Origin of the sequence: Gardnerella sp. KA00255 (genome assembly GCF_049244095.1) — a bacterium.
In the GTDB taxonomy this organism is placed as follows: Bacteria; Actinomycetota; Actinomycetes; order Actinomycetales; family Bifidobacteriaceae; genus Bifidobacterium; species Bifidobacterium vaginale_F.
The window spans coordinates 925,519-940,794 of record NZ_CP058374.1 but is presented as its reverse complement, the minus strand read 5'-3'; the positions used below and the strand labels follow the sequence as shown (position 1 = coordinate 940,794).

Genomic DNA, 15,276 nt, shown 5'->3' with positions numbered 1-15,276 from the left:
AAAATTTTTAAGTTTTTGATTTGGCGTTCGAAAGATTTGCAATCATAAGGTTTACAGCGTGCAGCTTACGCAACCCTCGATTTCAGTACCTTCCAAAGCCTTCTGGCGAATACGAATGTAGTAAAGAGTTTTAATTCCCTTACGCCATGCGTAAATCTGAGCCTTGTTCAAATCGCGAGTAGTAGTAGTGTCTGGGAAGAACAAAGTAAGCGACAATCCTTGATCCACATGCTGAGTTGCTTCAGCGTAAGTATCAATAATCGCCTTCCAGCCAATCTCGTATGCATCCTTAAAGTACTGCATATTGTCATTCGTCATATAAGCGGCAGGGTAGTAGACGCGACCAACTTTGCCTTCTTTACGAATCTCAATACGCGAAGCAATCGGGTGAATCGAACTTGTGGAATGATTGATGTACGAGATTGAACCAGTTGGAGGAACAGCTTGCAAATACTCGTTGTAAATGCCATCGCGCAAAATCTCGTCGCGCAACTGCTCCCAGTCTGAAACGGTTGGAATTGCAACGTTAAAACGAGCAAACAAATCACGAACCGCTTGAGTGCGAGGTTCCAACGAGCGGCTGCCATCTGTGTACTTATCGAAATAGTTGCCTTTGCCTGCAGGCTTAGCGTAAGCGCTAGTCTTAAAGCTTGCAAAAGCGTGGCCGCGCTCTACAGCCAAAGCGTGAGAAGCCTTATAAGCGTGGTAAGCAACAGTCATAAAGTACATGTCTGTAAAGTCAAGAGCTTCCTCGCTTCCGTACTGCATATGCTCACGCGCAAGGAAACCGTGCAAATTCATTTGACCCAAGCCAATAGCATGACCTTCTTCGTTACCGCGACGAATTGAAGGTACGGAATCAATCGAAGTGTGTTCGGAGACAGACGTGAGCGCACGTACAGCCAAATCAACGCTTGCGCCCAAATCGCCGTCCATTGCCTTAGCGATATTAAGAGAGCCAAGATTGCAAGAAATATCGCGACCAACGTGGCTATAAGACAAGTCGGCGTTATAAGTACTTGCTTCCTGAGTTTGCAAAATCTCGGAGCACAAGTTGCTCATAGTAATGCGACCCTCAATAGGATTCGTGCTATTCACAGTATCCTCAAACAAAATGTAAGGGTAGCCGGATTCAAACTGAATCTCCGCAAGCGTCATAAAGAATTCGCGAGCGTCGATGTACTTCTTGTGAATGCGAGGATTTGCAACCATCTCATCGTAATGCTCAGTAACAGAAATATCTGCAAAAGGCTTACCATACTCGCGCTCAACGTCGTAAGGGCTAAACAAAGCCATCTTTTCCTTACGCTTAGCAAGTTCGAAAGTAATATCTGGAATCACAACGCCCAAAGAAAGCGACTTAATGCGAATCTTTTCGTCTGCGTTCTCGCGCTTAGTATCAAGGAAACGCATAATATCTGGGTGATGCGCGCTAATATACACAGCTCCAGCGCCCTGGCGAGCGCCAAGCTGATTAGCGTAAGAGAATGAATCTTCCAAAAGCTTCATAACAGGCACAACGCCGCTCGATTGATTCTCGATTCGCTTAATAGGAGCGCCAAGCTCGCGCAAATTCGTAAGAAGCAGAGCCACGCCTCCGCCACGCTTAGAAAGCTGCAAAGCAGAGTTAATTCCGCGCGCAATAGACTCCATGTTGTCTTCCAAACGCACAAGGAAGCAGCTCACAGCTTCGCCGCGCTGAGCTTTACCAAGATTTAAGAACGTTGGAGTTGCTGGCTGGAAGCGGCCTGCAAGCATCTCGTCTAAATAATTGAGCGCTGCTTTTTCGTCGCCGTCTGCGAGTTCCAAAGCGACTGCAGCTGCGCGCTGAGCGAAGTTTTCCAAATACTGCTTGCCGTCAAAAGTCTTCAAAGCGTAAGAAGTGTAGAACTTAAAAGCTCCCAAGAACGTGCCAAAAGTGTGGTGAGCAGATTCTGCGTGCTCGTAGAACTTATCGAGAAACTCGTCGCTGTACTTTCCGAACACGTTGCCGTTGTAGTAGTAGTTGTCAATCAAATAGTTCAAGCGCTCGCGAGTGGAAGCAAACTTCATGCTGTGATCTTGCACGTAACCCGAAACGTAAAGCTTTTCTGCTTCTTGATCTTTATCAAACTGAATGCCTTTTTCTGGGTCAAAAAGGCCGAGCATAGCGTTAAGAACGTGGTAGTCGCGGCTGTTGCGAATACGCTCTGCTGTGCTGCTATTAGTGCTGGCAGTGCTGGCGTCGTCAGTGTTATCAAGATTAAGCGCAGTAGATTCGCTCATCGGATCCGTGCTATTCATGGGTTTTATTCCTTTCCTAGTGCGTTAGTTTTGTTTTTCAAACGCTGGTTGTTTTGTTGCTTATGTATCTTTTGTTTATTTCGTTTCTTCTGTTTCTTTTAGTTGCCTTAAAAATCTTGGTATTCCCTGTGCTACTTTTTCAATATCTTCTTGAGTTCCCGTGAGCTCAAACGAATACATATTTGGAATTCCGCACTTTCCAGAAATTTGACCGCCTGCAGCGCAATATGCTTCTCCAAAATTCGTATTTCCGGAAGAAATTACTCCGCGAATAAACGAACGATTTTCGCGATTATTTAAGAATTTGCGCACTTGAATCGGTATCGCTTTCTTAATGTTTCCACCGCCGTAAGTCGGAACAATCAAAACGTATGGCTCGCGTACGTTTAGTTCTGGTTCTTTTGGGCGAAGTGGTATGCGATAAACGTTCACATTATTGCTTGGGAAGTCGCAATTTTTCACGAATCTCAATGTATTTTCGGAGACGGAAGAAAAATAGACTACAGCTCCGATTGATTCGCCTTGTGCGCATGCTTCTGGCTCACTTGGTTGTGTTATATCTTCTTGTTCACACATTTTTATGCTTCTTTTGCTGTTTCTGCGGAAGTTCCGAGTTTGTCTGCAATTTGTGCGATTAAATCTGGGCGGTACCCACTCCAGGATGCGTCTGGAGCAATAACCACTGGAGCTTGACGGTATCCAGCATTTTTTAACTGTTCGAGTGATTCAGGGCTTTTTGACAAGTCCACAGTTTCGAAGTTCACGCCAAGTTTTGTGAACTGTCGCTTAGTGGCATCACACTGTGGGCAATGAGGTTTGGTAAACACTGTAATAGTCATTTCAATCTCCTCTGGTGATGGGGAATTTTTAATTCCGTGTTGTATCGACAAAAGCCAAATAGCCAGCATACTACCAATAAGTACTATTTGTAGTGGTGTGTCGAACATACAATCACTACATATAGTTGTTGTCAGAATTGCTAAAAATAGCATTTTTGTAAGCGTGTCGTGCTGATTAAGAGATTTTGGATGATATTTTGGAAGTGTGTAAATGTAATCTATATCACAAAATTTATTATCTGCGTTTAATTATTTTAAAACTGGATTTCCTTGTGCACATCGGTAGATAAAATTAAAAAGTGCGTTTCTTGAAGGGGCGTAACGCGAAAGAATCGTGCATGTTTTATTAGTAATGCAAATTCTTTAAATTACTTGGGCGCGTGCAAATTGCTTTAGTATGCAAAGCTCGTGCAAATAATATAACAAGATAAAAGATAAGAGGTGTCATTATGACGGAAGCCCAGGCAAATATTGGCGTTGTTGGTTTGGCGGCTATGGGGTCGAATTTAGCGAGAAATCTTGCGCATCACGGCAATACAGTTGCTGTTTACAATCGTCATTATTCACGCACCGAAACTTTGATGAATGAGCATGGCAGTGAAGGTGCTTTTGTGCCTGCTAAAACTGTTGAAGAATTCGTGGCTTCTTTGAAGCGTCCGCGCACTGCAATCATTATGGTAAAAGCTGGTGCTCCTACGGATGCTGTTATTGAAGAACTTGCAAATGCTATGGAGCCGGGAGATATTATCGTAGACGGCGGAAACTCTTATTTTGAAGACACGATTCGCAGAGAGCGTGATATTCGTGCGCGTGGTCTTCATTATGTTGGTTGCGGTGTTTCTGGCGGCGAAGAAGGTGCGCTTCGTGGTCCTTCGATGATGCCTGGTGGCACTGAGGAATCTTGGAAGACTCTTGGTCCTATTTTGAAGTCTATTGCTGCTGTTGCTGAAGGTGAGCCTTGCGTAACCCATATTGGCACTGATGGTGCTGGACACTTTGTGAAAATGGTTCACAATGGCATCGAGTATTCGGATATGCAGCTTATTGCCGAAAGCTACGATTTAATGCTTCGCGGTTTGGGAATGAAGTCCGACGAAATTGCAGACGTATTTAGCGAGTGGAATAAGGGCGAACTTGATTCTTATTTGATTGAGATTACGGCTGATGTGCTTCGTCAGAAGGATGCTAAGACTGGTAAGCCTTTGGTTGAAATGATGGTGGATCACGCTGGCATGAAGGGCACTGGCACTTGGACTGTACAGTCCGCGCTTTCTCTTGGAATACCAGTTACCGGTATTGCTGAAGCTGTGTTTGCTCGTGGACTTTCAAGCCAGGTTGCTTTGCGTGAAGCTGCTGAAAACCAAGGTTTAACTGGCCCAGACATGCATTTTGATTTGAACGATGCTGAGCGCAAGGCGTTTATTGAGGATATTTGCCAAGCTTTGTACGCTTCTAAGATTGTTTCTTACGCACAGGGCTTCGACGAGATTGCAGCTGCTGCAATTGAGCATGATTGGAAGATTGACCAGGCTGCTGTTGCTCGCATTTGGCGTGGTGGATGCATTATTCGCGCTCAGTTCTTGAACCGCGTTTCCGAGGCTTTTGAGTCTGGTGAAGCTAGCGTTTCTTTGCTTTTTGCTCCTTACTTTAAGGATGCTATTGAAAAGTCTCAGGCTGCTTGGCGTCGTGTTATTGCGCGTGCAGTGGAGCATGGAGTTCCTGTTCCAGTATTCTCTAGCTTGCTTGCATACTACGATGGCTTGCGTTCCAAGCGTTTGCCAGCCTCGTTGATTCAAGCTCAGCGCGATTTCTTCGGCGCACACACTTACGGTCGCATCGACGAGCCAGGCGTATTCCACACTTTGTGGGCAGATCCTAATCGTCCAGAAGTAAAGCAAGACTAAATCAAAATAATATTTAGAACAAGCAGGCCTCTGCATAATAATGCAGAGGCCTGTTAGTTATTGTTCTGAGTATTATGCATGTTGCTAAGAGCTATGCAGATTATTGGATTGCAGCTTGCAGTGTGCCTGCGGTGGTCATCCAAGAGATTTCGTCAGTTCCGTTTGCAAAAGATGCAGGATATTCCGGATTATCCGCACTCGAAAGTACGTTCATTAAAGCAGCACCCTTTTCTGCACCAGCAGTCAAGAACCAAGTGCGGCGACTGTGAGCTAATACAGGAACAGTAAGCGACAATCGCATTGGAGGAAGCTTAGGGGAGTGGTTTACGCCAACAACAATGCGCTCGCGATTATTAACCTGTGGCAATCCTGGGAAGAGTGAAGCCATATGCGAGTCCGGTCCCATGCCGAGAATTGCTAAATCAAACACTGGCTCTTTTCCAAGCAATCCTATGATTTCTTCCTCATAGTCGCGTGCTGCATCATCTAAAATAGCATCATTTTCAGCGTCGCTGGCTGCTGCAATTTCCTTTGCGCTACGCTCATCTGCAGGCATCTCGTGAATATGAGATTCTGATAAAGCTTTATGAGAAGTAAGTAAGTCAAGCAGTGCTTTGCGAGTCTTGCGTGCGTTGCGATCCTCGCTATCGTAAGCTACGAAACGCTCATCTGCCCACCAAATATGCACTAGATTCCAATCAATCACCGTCAAAAGTGGGTTGCTGGCAAGCATTTGGAACATGCGTATTGAGTCCGTGCCGCCAGTAATAAGTAAATGGAATGGTTTGTCGAGATTGTGCACATTAGCTTGTGACTCCATAACAAGAATTGCCAAGCGTTGAGCTGCAATGGCTGAAAGCACATCGGGATTATTGTAGCAGTAAACGCTTGCTTTATGTGCAAAGGTGACTTCATTATCTGCCATATTCATTTCCTCAATTTCTTATTTTTTTTTAAACGATTCGTGCGCTACTTTTAATTTCGCTTTAGTTGCCTAGTGTTTCATTTACGTATTACTTTACTTACGTATTGCTTCATTTATGTAATGTATCACGTAATGTATCACGTAATGTATCACGAATTTTCAGTTGGATTATCTCGTACAAGTTGCGCATAAATTTCGTCAGGATCGATACGTCGCAATTCTTCGCTTAAGCAATCATCCAGAGTACGAATAGGAAGCGCAATAGGCTGTGCAGCTTGCCCAGGAAGACTAATCATAGCCTGATCGTCTCCATCGGGGCGAGTAAGTGACAATATACCATCTTCTCGCTCAAATGTAACTGAATTAATAGCCTTAGCTTTAGGATCTTCCACTATTTCTACAGGCACATGCAAACTACTCTTAAGCCAAGCTGCAAGCAAATGCAAAGATACGTAGTGAGTAGGGCCTACAACTTTCGCTCTAAGAATAGGCAAATGTGGAGGCTGATCAAGCATAGAAGCAAGTAACGCACGCCAAGGAGTTAAACGCGTCCAAGATAAATCAACATCTTTAGGAGACCAGTTTTTGCGCAAGTTTTGAACAGTTTTAAAAGTATCGTCTGATCTCTGTGCGTCAGTAATTCTGCTGCTTGCCATAGCTCCAAGCAAATCGTGAGCAGGATCTTCAGGAGCATTAGTTGGCCACCATGCCACAATCGGAGCATCTGGAACCAGTAGAGGAATAACAAGTGTATCCGGATGGCGAACTAAGCCATTATGTGGATACAAAATAATAATTTCACCAGCTCCAGCATCCGCGCCGAAACGCACTTGAGCGTCAAGATTCGGCACAACTTCACCGCGCTCAGCAGCGTGCTCACTAGACCAATCGCGAACAATTGCAATAACACGGCAAGGATGCTCGCGGCTAGCATTATTCGCAGCTCCAAGCGCATGCTCTAACTCTTTAAGAGTTGTATCAATAAGCAAAGTAAGCACGCGACCAGTAGCAGATTCACCGCGCTCTTCGTGTAATTCGTCAATTTTAGCCGCGATTTTGCTTGTATTAGTATCAGGAAGATTGATAATCATGGCAGCCTCCAATGGCGATTATCTCGAGCAAGCATAGCATCAGCTTCTGCAGGACCCCACGTTCCAGCGCGATACGGTTGCGGTTGTGTGCCAAGCGAGCTCCAGAATTCCTCAATAGGGTCGAGAATTTTCCAACTTAAATCTACTTCTTGCGTAGTTGGGAATAGCGGTGGCTCGCCAAGAAGTACATCAAGAATTAATCGCTCGTAAGCTTCAGGGGAATTTTCTGTAAAAGAGCGTCCGTAACTAAAGTCCATAGAAACGTCACGCACTTCCATAGCAGTTCCTCCAGGAACTTTCGCACCAAAGCGCATAGTAACACCCTCATCCGGCTGAACTCGAATCACAATAGCGTTACTACCAAGTTCGCGCACAGCAGTAGACTCAAACGGCAAATGCGGAGCACGCTTAAAAATAACAGCAATTTCCGTAACGCGCTTACCTAAACGTTTACCTGTACGCAAATAGAACGGAACTCCAGCCCAACGGCGAGTATCAACATCCAGTCGTACTGCAGCATACGTTTCAGTAGTGCTTTTAGGATCAATGCCTTGCTCTTCCAAGTATCCAACAGCTTTGTAAGATCCTTGCCAGCCGGCTGCATACTGTCCTCGAGCAGTGTTGGCAGCCAAGTCTTGAGGTAGTCGGATTGCGGATAGAACTTTCGTTTTTTCAGCAGTCAAATCGCTAGCGCGGAAACTTACAGGCTCTTCCATAGCAGTAAGCGCCATAAGCTGAAGCAAATGGTTCTGAATCACATCACGAGCAGCACCGATTCCATCGTAGTATCCAGCTCTTCCGCCAATTCCAATATCTTCAGCCATCGTAATTTGCACGTGGTCAACATAATTTGCGTTCCAAATCGGCTCATACATTGCGTTAGCAAATCGGAAAGCCAGCAAATTTTGCACAGTTTCCTTGCCTAAATAATGGTCAATTCGGAACACAGAATTAGGATCAAAAACTTCAGAAACAACGCGATCTAACTCTCGTGCGCTCGCTAAATCGTGTCCAAAAGGCTTTTCAATAATTACGCGACGCCAAGCATGTTCAGAAGAGTGCGAAAGGCCTGATGCTGCAAGTTGTTGTGCAACAACCGGGAAGCTGGAAGGCGGAATAGACATGTAAAAAGCGTGATTTCCGCGAGTTCCACGATCCCTATCTAATTCGTTTACTGTTTTGCTTAAACGCTCAAACGCGGATGCATCGTCAAAAGTACCGCGCACGAAACGTATGCCTTTAGCAAGATTAATCCAAGTTGACTCACGAAATGGCGTTCTACAATGCTGCTCAATATTCTCGCGCACAAAGTTTACGAAATGCTCATCCGTCCAATCGCGTCTTGCAAAACCGGTTAAACCAAATCCTGGAGGCAAAAGCCCGCGATTAGCTAAATCATATACAGCTGGCATAAGTTTTTTGCGTGCTAAATCGCCAGTAATGCCAAAAATTACTAGGCTGCACGGGCCTGCAATACGAGCTAAACGCAAATCACGCGGATCGCGCAAAGGATTCGTCCAAGTAGATGCGCTTTCCTCATCGCCTTGCAAATTACGTAGTGTCCTCAACTCAGTCATAAGTACTATCGTAATGTTTCTAGGCTATTTTTACACGCGCTTTAGCATTTTTGTTATAGGCTTTTCTTGTAACAAACGCAAATTCCTAGAAAAATCGCCTTATAATCCGCATACCGCAAGTCGAATCATTCTTGCAAATTTAGGGCCTCCGATAGGAGTTAAATGCACTCCGTCATCAGTCAAATATTCAGAATGACCGTTGCTCAAACCATGCCAATCAATAATTCCAACGTTTTTGTGTGTCGCTGCAAATTCACGTAGTTTGGCATTTGTTGCATCCTGCCATGGCTGAGGCACACGTGTTGTAACAAAGTAAACTGGTTTTCCGTGTGCTACGTCAACCAAGTGTTGAAGTAGCGAATCATTATTAGGAGGTCCATTTGTTCCGAGAGCATATACTACAGCGCTACCTTTATGGCCTTCCGATAAATCTTTTTCGAATGCATCTGCGCCTTGATAAATTTGTCTGCTGACTTTTCCATCTACAAAAGCGTTAGGCATTACTTCCAAAATATATGGTTTTGCGCCTTCAGTTATAGAATCTCCGACCATCATTATCTTTGCAGAGCAAGTATCTTTTTTGCTATCGAACTTGAATGTCGACGTTACGAGATTTTCTGGCACTTTCTCAGCAATAGGATTAAGTATTCTTTGCTTTGCTGGAATAGGCGGATTCTTACCCTTCTTTATATTTATGAGTTTTCCAGTAAAACGACGCTTTGCTACAGTCTTATTCGCAGAACCATTTTTATTACTATGATTTGAATTATTTTGATTGTGTTCTGACTTTTGGTGTGAAGATCTTGCTACAGCTGAAAGTTCTGGTCGCAACTGTACGGCGCGTTCATGAGCAATATTCTTCCAATTTAACGGCAATACTATTAGAGCAACTGTAGTTGCTGCGCATACTACTATGAAAAGATCTCTAGCTGCAGACGTTATGTTTACAGATTTGCTAGATACATTAACGTTAGCGTCCACCGCATTTGACGTGTTCAAAGAGAACTTTCGCTTAACTAGAGGCATTTCAAATATGCGATAGAAGCATTCTGCAACCACAACTGTAGCTAAGAATTGCAATATTTGCTCCCACCAAGGCGCAAGATTTGTGCGCGTCGCAGGATTGAAAATCTCAAGCAATGGGAAATGAACTAAATACAATGCAAATGATCTTTTGCCAAGATATTTAAAAGGCGCTAATCCAAGAATCTTATAGCACAAGTTATCTTTTTGGCAGCATGCCCATAGTGCTATTGATGAAACAATTGCAATAAGTGTATATCCGCCGTAATTAAGCCAATATGACATGCTATCCGCGTAAACGTATCCAACAATAAGTACGACTATAGAAAGCAAACCTATTATTGAACGAATCCACGATGCTAACGGCGTAAAAGTATGAGTGAGTTTCTTCGTATTATTAAAAATGTTCTCAGGCAGTTCTTTAATTTCAGATTTAGCATACGAGTTATCAGTTTCACTCGAGTATGAATCCGAGTATGCATCGCCAGAAACATTATTAGGATTGTTTTCAGAATTTGAATCCGAAAAATCTATTTGCAGTCCAGCTCGTAAATCTTGCGGAATATTATATTCATCGTTATTAAATTTATATGACGAGTTAAATTTATCTTCTGAATTAATTGAAGAATTACCGTTTGATACGTTTCGACTATTTTCTAATTTATTAGGCTGTTTTAAGTCTTCCCCAGAATAAGCGTTTTCTTGAGATAAAATTTCTCTCTTGTTTTCTTTATTGCTTAAAACATATGTAAAAGTATCTGCAACAAGCCCTCGGATACTACCTTTAGAGAACCATATTGAATACATTGCTAAAAGCGCGCCGATTAAAAATTCTGATCCTCGCGTATCAAGCGAATAGTAGACGCGAGCTATAGTCATGCCATTGCCGTGCATGAATGTAATAGCAGCCGTTGTTATCACTGAAGCAATAGTTAATAATGCTGTTATTCCAATTCGTATGAATTTAGAATGAACAAGCTTTATAAGCGCCCATAATATGATTGGCCATATTACAAAAGCTTGCATTATAAGGCCTAGATACCATAAGTGTTTAATAGGAGATGGCAGACCCGCTTCGTCAAAGTATGAGACTTTTCGAAGAATATAAGCCATATTGCTAAAGAATCCTGCTCCTGAGAGCGCGTCGGATTGTAATTTAGGCAATAAGCTTGGAGCAAACAGCCATAATATTGGTGCGCTTAAAGCAATAGTTCCAAGTGTTGAAGGCCAAATCCTTTTAATTCGATTCCATAAATACTTAAAGTAATGAATATGTAAGTCGCGGCTATAGATATGTAGTAGCGAAATTGTGCTGAAATATCCAGCTAAAACAAGGAATAAAGTTACTCCTAAGAATCCGCCTTGAAGCATTGCTGGGCGCAAATGGAATGCTACGATTCCGATTATTGCCAATGCTCGTAATCCATCTATAGCAGGATTTCTGTAATGACTGCACTTATTTTTATTATCTTCCGAGGAATTGCTATTAGCGTTCTCGCCCATATTGGGTGTAAGATTTTCAGATTTTCGTGTGCTTAAATTATCTTTCTCAGAAAAGGTCATACTTGCCTGCGGAATAACGGGATTTTTCCCCGTTTTTTCTTTTGCCATCATGCCTGCAATTCGTTCCGTTAAGTACTTAACTAAGTGTATTTTCTTACAAAATCAGAATGATAATAACTACTTATTAAGACACTATAATGCGTTAAGCGTGTCTTAATTTTCTAACTAATAATTGTTGAAATAGCGCGATAATCATGTCTTATGCTTAAGCATTTTTGTTAGGTTTTTATATTTTTCCAAAGTCTTTTTCTAATTTATTTTTGATTAATTGTTTATCTTTAATTTTAACTATTTGAGTTCGTAATATTTTAATTTCTACTATTTTAATTTTAACCATTTTAATTTCTACTCTTTGGCGCGCGGTAAAGTAATAGAGAAAATTATTGCCATGAGCTAAAGGAGTAAAAATGGCTGAAACTTTTAATGTTGTTGTGGAGATTCCACGCGGTTCCAAGAACAAGTATGAAGTAGATCACGAAACTGGTCGCGTATTCTTGGATCGCACTCTTTTCACAGCTATGGGTTATCCAGATGATTACGGATACATTGAAGGTACTTTGGGCGAAGATGGCGATCCACTCGACGCTCTTGTTATGCTTCCAAATTCTGTGTTCCCAGGATGCGTTGTTGAGTGCCGCGCTGTTGGCTTGTATCACATGGTTGACGAAGCTGGCGGAGATGATAAGGTTTTGTGCGTTCCAGCTGACGTTCGTTTCGACGACATCAAGGATATCGATGACGTGAATGAGTATCACAAGGCTGAAATCAAGCACTTCTTCGAGCAGTACAAGGCTTTGGAGCCAGGTAAGGAAGTTCTTCCTGGTGATTTCTGGGCTGGCGTAGAGCAGGCTGAAAAGGAAATCGTTGCAGCTCGTAAGCGCTTGGAAGAAAGCGAAAAATAATTGAATTAATGCAGTAGATTGTTGAATCTACTGCATTTTTTTACCTATATTCATTTTATTTCTTTTATTATATATTTATTTACCAGATACGTTTTGCTACCAGTTAGGCAGAGATTTGAGATTTTTCGCACAGAGCGAAATGAACCTCAGCACGAAGTGGTGATTCATTGAGCGAAGAAGAAAAATTGAAAAATCTCGGTGATTAACCGAAGATTAAAAGACTAAACATGCCAAGAGCTGTCGGAGTTTCTCTTAGAGCAATGTAAAAATCTTGCGATGAGAGAAACTCCGACAGCTCAGCAACATTAGACAGGAAAAGCTCACGCAAAAATTGATTTAGTGATGAGATTATTGCATTATTTTGGGGCTTTAAAACTAGGACAAGTAAGTCTTAATGGGCACTCATAACAGTGCGGATTACGTGCAGTGCATACAGTTCTTCCATGCAAAATTAATCTATGCGAAAGATTAGTCCATTCGTCAGGGGGAAAATACTTAGTTATATCGCGTTCAATTTTTGCTGGATCAGGATTCTTACTACTCCAATCCTTACGCCAACGCAATCTTCCTGTAACTCTTATAACATGCGTATCAACTGGGAAGCCAGGAATATTAAAAGCATTACCTAAGACAACATTAGCTGTTTTCCTCCCAACTCCTGGAAGAGAAGTCAAATCCTTCATTGTATTAGGAACAACACCTTTGTATTCCTCAACCAATTTAATTGAAAGCATAACAATATGCTGAGCTTTTACTCTATAAAATCCTAAAGAATGAATTAAATATTCAACTCTGCTAATTGGAGCTTTAGATAAAGAAAGCGCGTCTGGAAATTCAGAAAATAAATCTTTAGTGACTTCATTAACGCGTTTATCTGTTGTTTGCGCGCTTAAAACAGTAGCAATTAATAGTTCAAATGGATTATTGAAATTAAGAGCACATTTTGGGGATGGGATACTTTTACAAAGCAACGCATACTCATTATGAATACGCGTTGAAAGAGCACTTCTATCACTTTTATTACTTCTGTTAGAAGATTCAAGCACAATCAACTCAGCTTCTCATTGCAGATCTTGCTGCAAGTCTTGAAACCATAGCAGACTTTCTATGGGCAGAAGATATTTCGCGCAACTCGGCTGCTGCAGCCTCATCAATGTCATCGTCGTCTGATTTAAAAGTTTCGTCATAATCTTCTTGAGAAGGTTGAATTAAAGAATCGGAAACAACATGATCGCCAACATTAGCGTCAATGCCTATAGGAATATCCTCAGGTGGGTCAAAACGATATCCAACGTTTCTCACAGTACCAATCACATGCTCGTATTCGCCGCCGAGCTTAGCGCGCAACCTTCTAATATGCACGTCGACAGTACGAGTTCCGCCGTAGTAATCGTATCCCCACACTTCTTGCAATAAATGAGCGCGAGTGAATACGCGACGAGGATGCTGTACAAAATACTTTAATAATTCAAATTCTTTATAAGCTAAATCAATAGGCTGATCATGCAAAGTAACCGTATAACCGCGAGTGTCAACAACTAGGTCTCCTGCGCAAACACATCCATCGCCAGAAACTTCAACGTCCTCTTGAGATGATTCTTCTTGATGCGAAGTAGCCTCAACAAAACGACTTCGCTGTGCTACAAGTCTTAAACGTCCCTCAACTTCTGCAGGTGAAGCACCGGTTAGAATCACATCTGAAACTCCCCAAGTCGCATTTACTACAGTAAATCCGCCCTCTGTAAGGATAAGAATAACGGGCGCTTGTACTCCGGAAACTCGCAATAAATTGCATAATGATTTTGCTGTTGCTAAGTCATCTCTTGCGTCCATAAGAAGAACCGTGCGCTCTGGCATTTTTACAAAACTAGAGGAATCTAACGGTAATACGCGAACGCGATGAGATAACAACGTAAGCGAAGGAAGAACCATGGCAGGCGAGGCACAGGAAGTCATCAAAGTGATGTCTGTCATACATACCTCCAAGCCAAAAAGGTTTACGCCTAACACGCTCTTACTAGAAGTGTAGTCCATAGTGCGAAGATTAGGAAAATTAGACAATATTGATAAAAAATTTTTTATCTAAACACTCATATCAAACTTTTAAATAAACAAAAGCATTCTAAGCTAAAAGTATGTGTTATATAATGGTTTAATACTGTGACACATAAGTAGCAAACATGCGCCTTAAAACATAATAGAAATAATAACGACGCACGATATGCGTAATAGGAGAAGGTATGGATAATACAACTACCACACAAAAACCGGTGACTGCATTTGCAACAATTGCTGTCACTCAAATTTTTTCCGTGGCTGTTATGTTTATAGCTGCAATTCTTCCTTTTTCTACGTTAAAAGCAAGTATGCTAGTTTGCGCACTAATCTTGCTTGTGTTCTTTACGCTATGGCCTTTAAAAGGCGGTAAATCAGATCGCACTATAGCTTTTGTTGCAGGAATTTCATCTCTTTGGTGTGCAGCTCTATCGCTAAGAGGATTATTGCCTAATAGTGTTATAGACAACAATGATTCAGTATCAATGTCTCAGTTCATTGCAGCTATGAAACCTTATGAAAAATGGGCTGTATCTTTTGCACTTATACTTGTTGCGGCAACTTTTGTAAGTTTCGCTCGCCAAATGTTAAGAGAAAAACGAACTAACCTTGTGCGAAATATTTCTCACACTCTTACAGCAAGCGTTGCAACAGCTGCATTGCCTGGTTGGCTTTTCCTGCCTTCTATAATTCGGTTTATGCCATCTTTGCGCAACGTATATGGCGGTTGTGCTGTAGCGGTGATTTGCATTTCGCTAATCATAGTATTTTCAGGAATGGCGCATTTGTGGAATAAAAATGCACAATATGATGCCAAGTGCATAAAGCCAGAAATAGGAATGGCGTTATTGCCAGTAATGCTTTCAGGAATGCTTATTTATGCGGCTGGATTAGGAATGTTATTAGTTGCATAATCTTATGATTTTGTTTTAAATAACAAAAGTTTGAAACTCGAATAAAATAAGCCGATGGGTTTATTTACTAAATACGCTCTGCTATCAGTTAGGCAGAGATTTAAGATTTTTCGCCCAGAGCGAAATGAACCTCAGCACGAAGTGGTGATTCATTGAGCGAAGAAGAAAAATCGAAAAATCTCGGTGATTAACCGAAGATT

General features: G+C 42.1%; 11 protein-coding genes and 1 pseudogene. 3 read left to right on the top strand and 9 right to left on the bottom strand.

Annotated elements, in window-relative coordinates; translation table 11 throughout:
• Positions 1 to 51 precede the first annotated feature (51 nt).
• From nrdE to nrdH, 3 genes are all read right to left on the bottom strand, one after another.
• Positions 52 to 2,283, bottom strand: a complete 2,232-nt coding sequence (gene nrdE, locus HXT51_RS03770; protein WP_421776219.1) for a class 1b ribonucleoside-diphosphate reductase subunit alpha — start codon at positions 2,281 to 2,283, stop codon at positions 52 to 54.
• A gap of 75 nt (positions 2,284 to 2,358) precedes the next feature.
• The gene (gene nrdI, locus HXT51_RS03765) at positions 2,359 to 2,859 is read right to left on the bottom strand and encodes a class Ib ribonucleoside-diphosphate reductase assembly flavoprotein NrdI (RefSeq protein ID WP_415692327.1); all 501 of its coding nucleotides are present in this window, start codon (positions 2,857 to 2,859) and stop codon (positions 2,359 to 2,361) included.
• A 2-nt stretch (positions 2,860 to 2,861) separates the two neighbouring features.
• On the bottom strand, positions 2,862 to 3,122 hold the full coding sequence (nrdH, locus tag HXT51_RS03760) for a glutaredoxin-like protein NrdH (protein WP_033888558.1): 261 nt from the start codon (positions 3,120 to 3,122) through the stop codon (positions 2,862 to 2,864).
• 449 nt (positions 3,123 to 3,571) lie between these two features.
• Between nrdH and gndA the strand changes: the two genes are divergently transcribed.
• Positions 3,572 to 5,026, top strand: a complete 1,455-nt coding sequence (gndA, locus tag HXT51_RS03755) for an NADP-dependent phosphogluconate dehydrogenase (RefSeq protein WP_421776218.1) — start codon at positions 3,572 to 3,574, stop codon at positions 5,024 to 5,026.
• Positions 5,027 to 5,126: 100 nt separating this feature from the next.
• On the opposite strand, the gene pgl is transcribed toward gndA, so the two are convergent.
• The 4 genes from pgl to HXT51_RS03735 all read right to left on the bottom strand — a co-directional run bounded on the left by pgl (position 5,127) and on the right by HXT51_RS03735 (position 11,253).
• Positions 5,127 to 5,951, bottom strand: coding sequence for a 6-phosphogluconolactonase (gene pgl / locus HXT51_RS03750; RefSeq protein ID WP_421776217.1), 825 nt, complete (start codon positions 5,949 to 5,951; stop codon positions 5,127 to 5,129).
• Positions 5,952 to 6,100: 149 nt separating this feature from the next.
• Entirely contained in the window at positions 6,101 to 7,042 is a 942-nt protein-coding gene (locus HXT51_RS03745; protein WP_421776216.1) for a glucose-6-phosphate dehydrogenase assembly protein OpcA, read from the bottom strand.
• A complete protein-coding gene (gene zwf / locus HXT51_RS03740; protein ID WP_103084507.1) occupies positions 7,039 to 8,619 on the bottom strand; it encodes a glucose-6-phosphate dehydrogenase in 1,581 nt (526 codons plus the stop codon). The genes HXT51_RS03745 and zwf overlap by 4 nt, the downstream gene beginning before the upstream one ends.
• A gap of 99 nt (positions 8,620 to 8,718) precedes the next feature.
• Complete coding sequence (locus HXT51_RS03735; RefSeq protein ID WP_421776816.1) at positions 8,719 to 11,253, bottom strand: acyltransferase family protein; 2,535 nt, start codon at positions 11,251 to 11,253, stop codon at positions 8,719 to 8,721.
• A gap of 359 nt (positions 11,254 to 11,612) precedes the next feature.
• Here HXT51_RS03735 and HXT51_RS03730 point away from each other — a divergent pair, with 359 nt between their 5' ends.
• Positions 11,613 to 12,107 (top strand): inorganic diphosphatase, encoded by a 495-nt coding sequence (locus HXT51_RS03730; protein ID WP_103084508.1) that lies wholly within the window; start codon positions 11,613 to 11,615, stop codon positions 12,105 to 12,107.
• Positions 12,108 to 12,463: 356 nt separating this feature from the next.
• On the opposite strand, the gene nth is transcribed toward HXT51_RS03730, so the two are convergent.
• The gene (gene nth, locus HXT51_RS03725; protein ID WP_415692321.1) at positions 12,464 to 13,159 is read right to left on the bottom strand and encodes an endonuclease III; all 696 of its coding nucleotides are present in this window, start codon (positions 13,157 to 13,159) and stop codon (positions 12,464 to 12,466) included.
• A 214-nt stretch (positions 13,160 to 13,373) separates the two neighbouring features.
• Positions 13,374 to 14,081: pseudogene (locus tag HXT51_RS03720) on the bottom strand (winged helix-turn-helix domain-containing protein); the annotation flags it as partial.
• Between the two features lie 266 nt (positions 14,082 to 14,347).
• Here HXT51_RS03720 and HXT51_RS03715 point away from each other — a divergent pair.
• Positions 14,348 to 15,076: a beta-carotene 15,15'-monooxygenase gene (locus HXT51_RS03715; protein WP_103084510.1), complete on the top strand. Its 729-nt coding sequence runs from the start codon at positions 14,348 to 14,350 to the stop codon at positions 15,074 to 15,076.
• Positions 15,077 to 15,276: the final 200 nt, after the last annotated feature.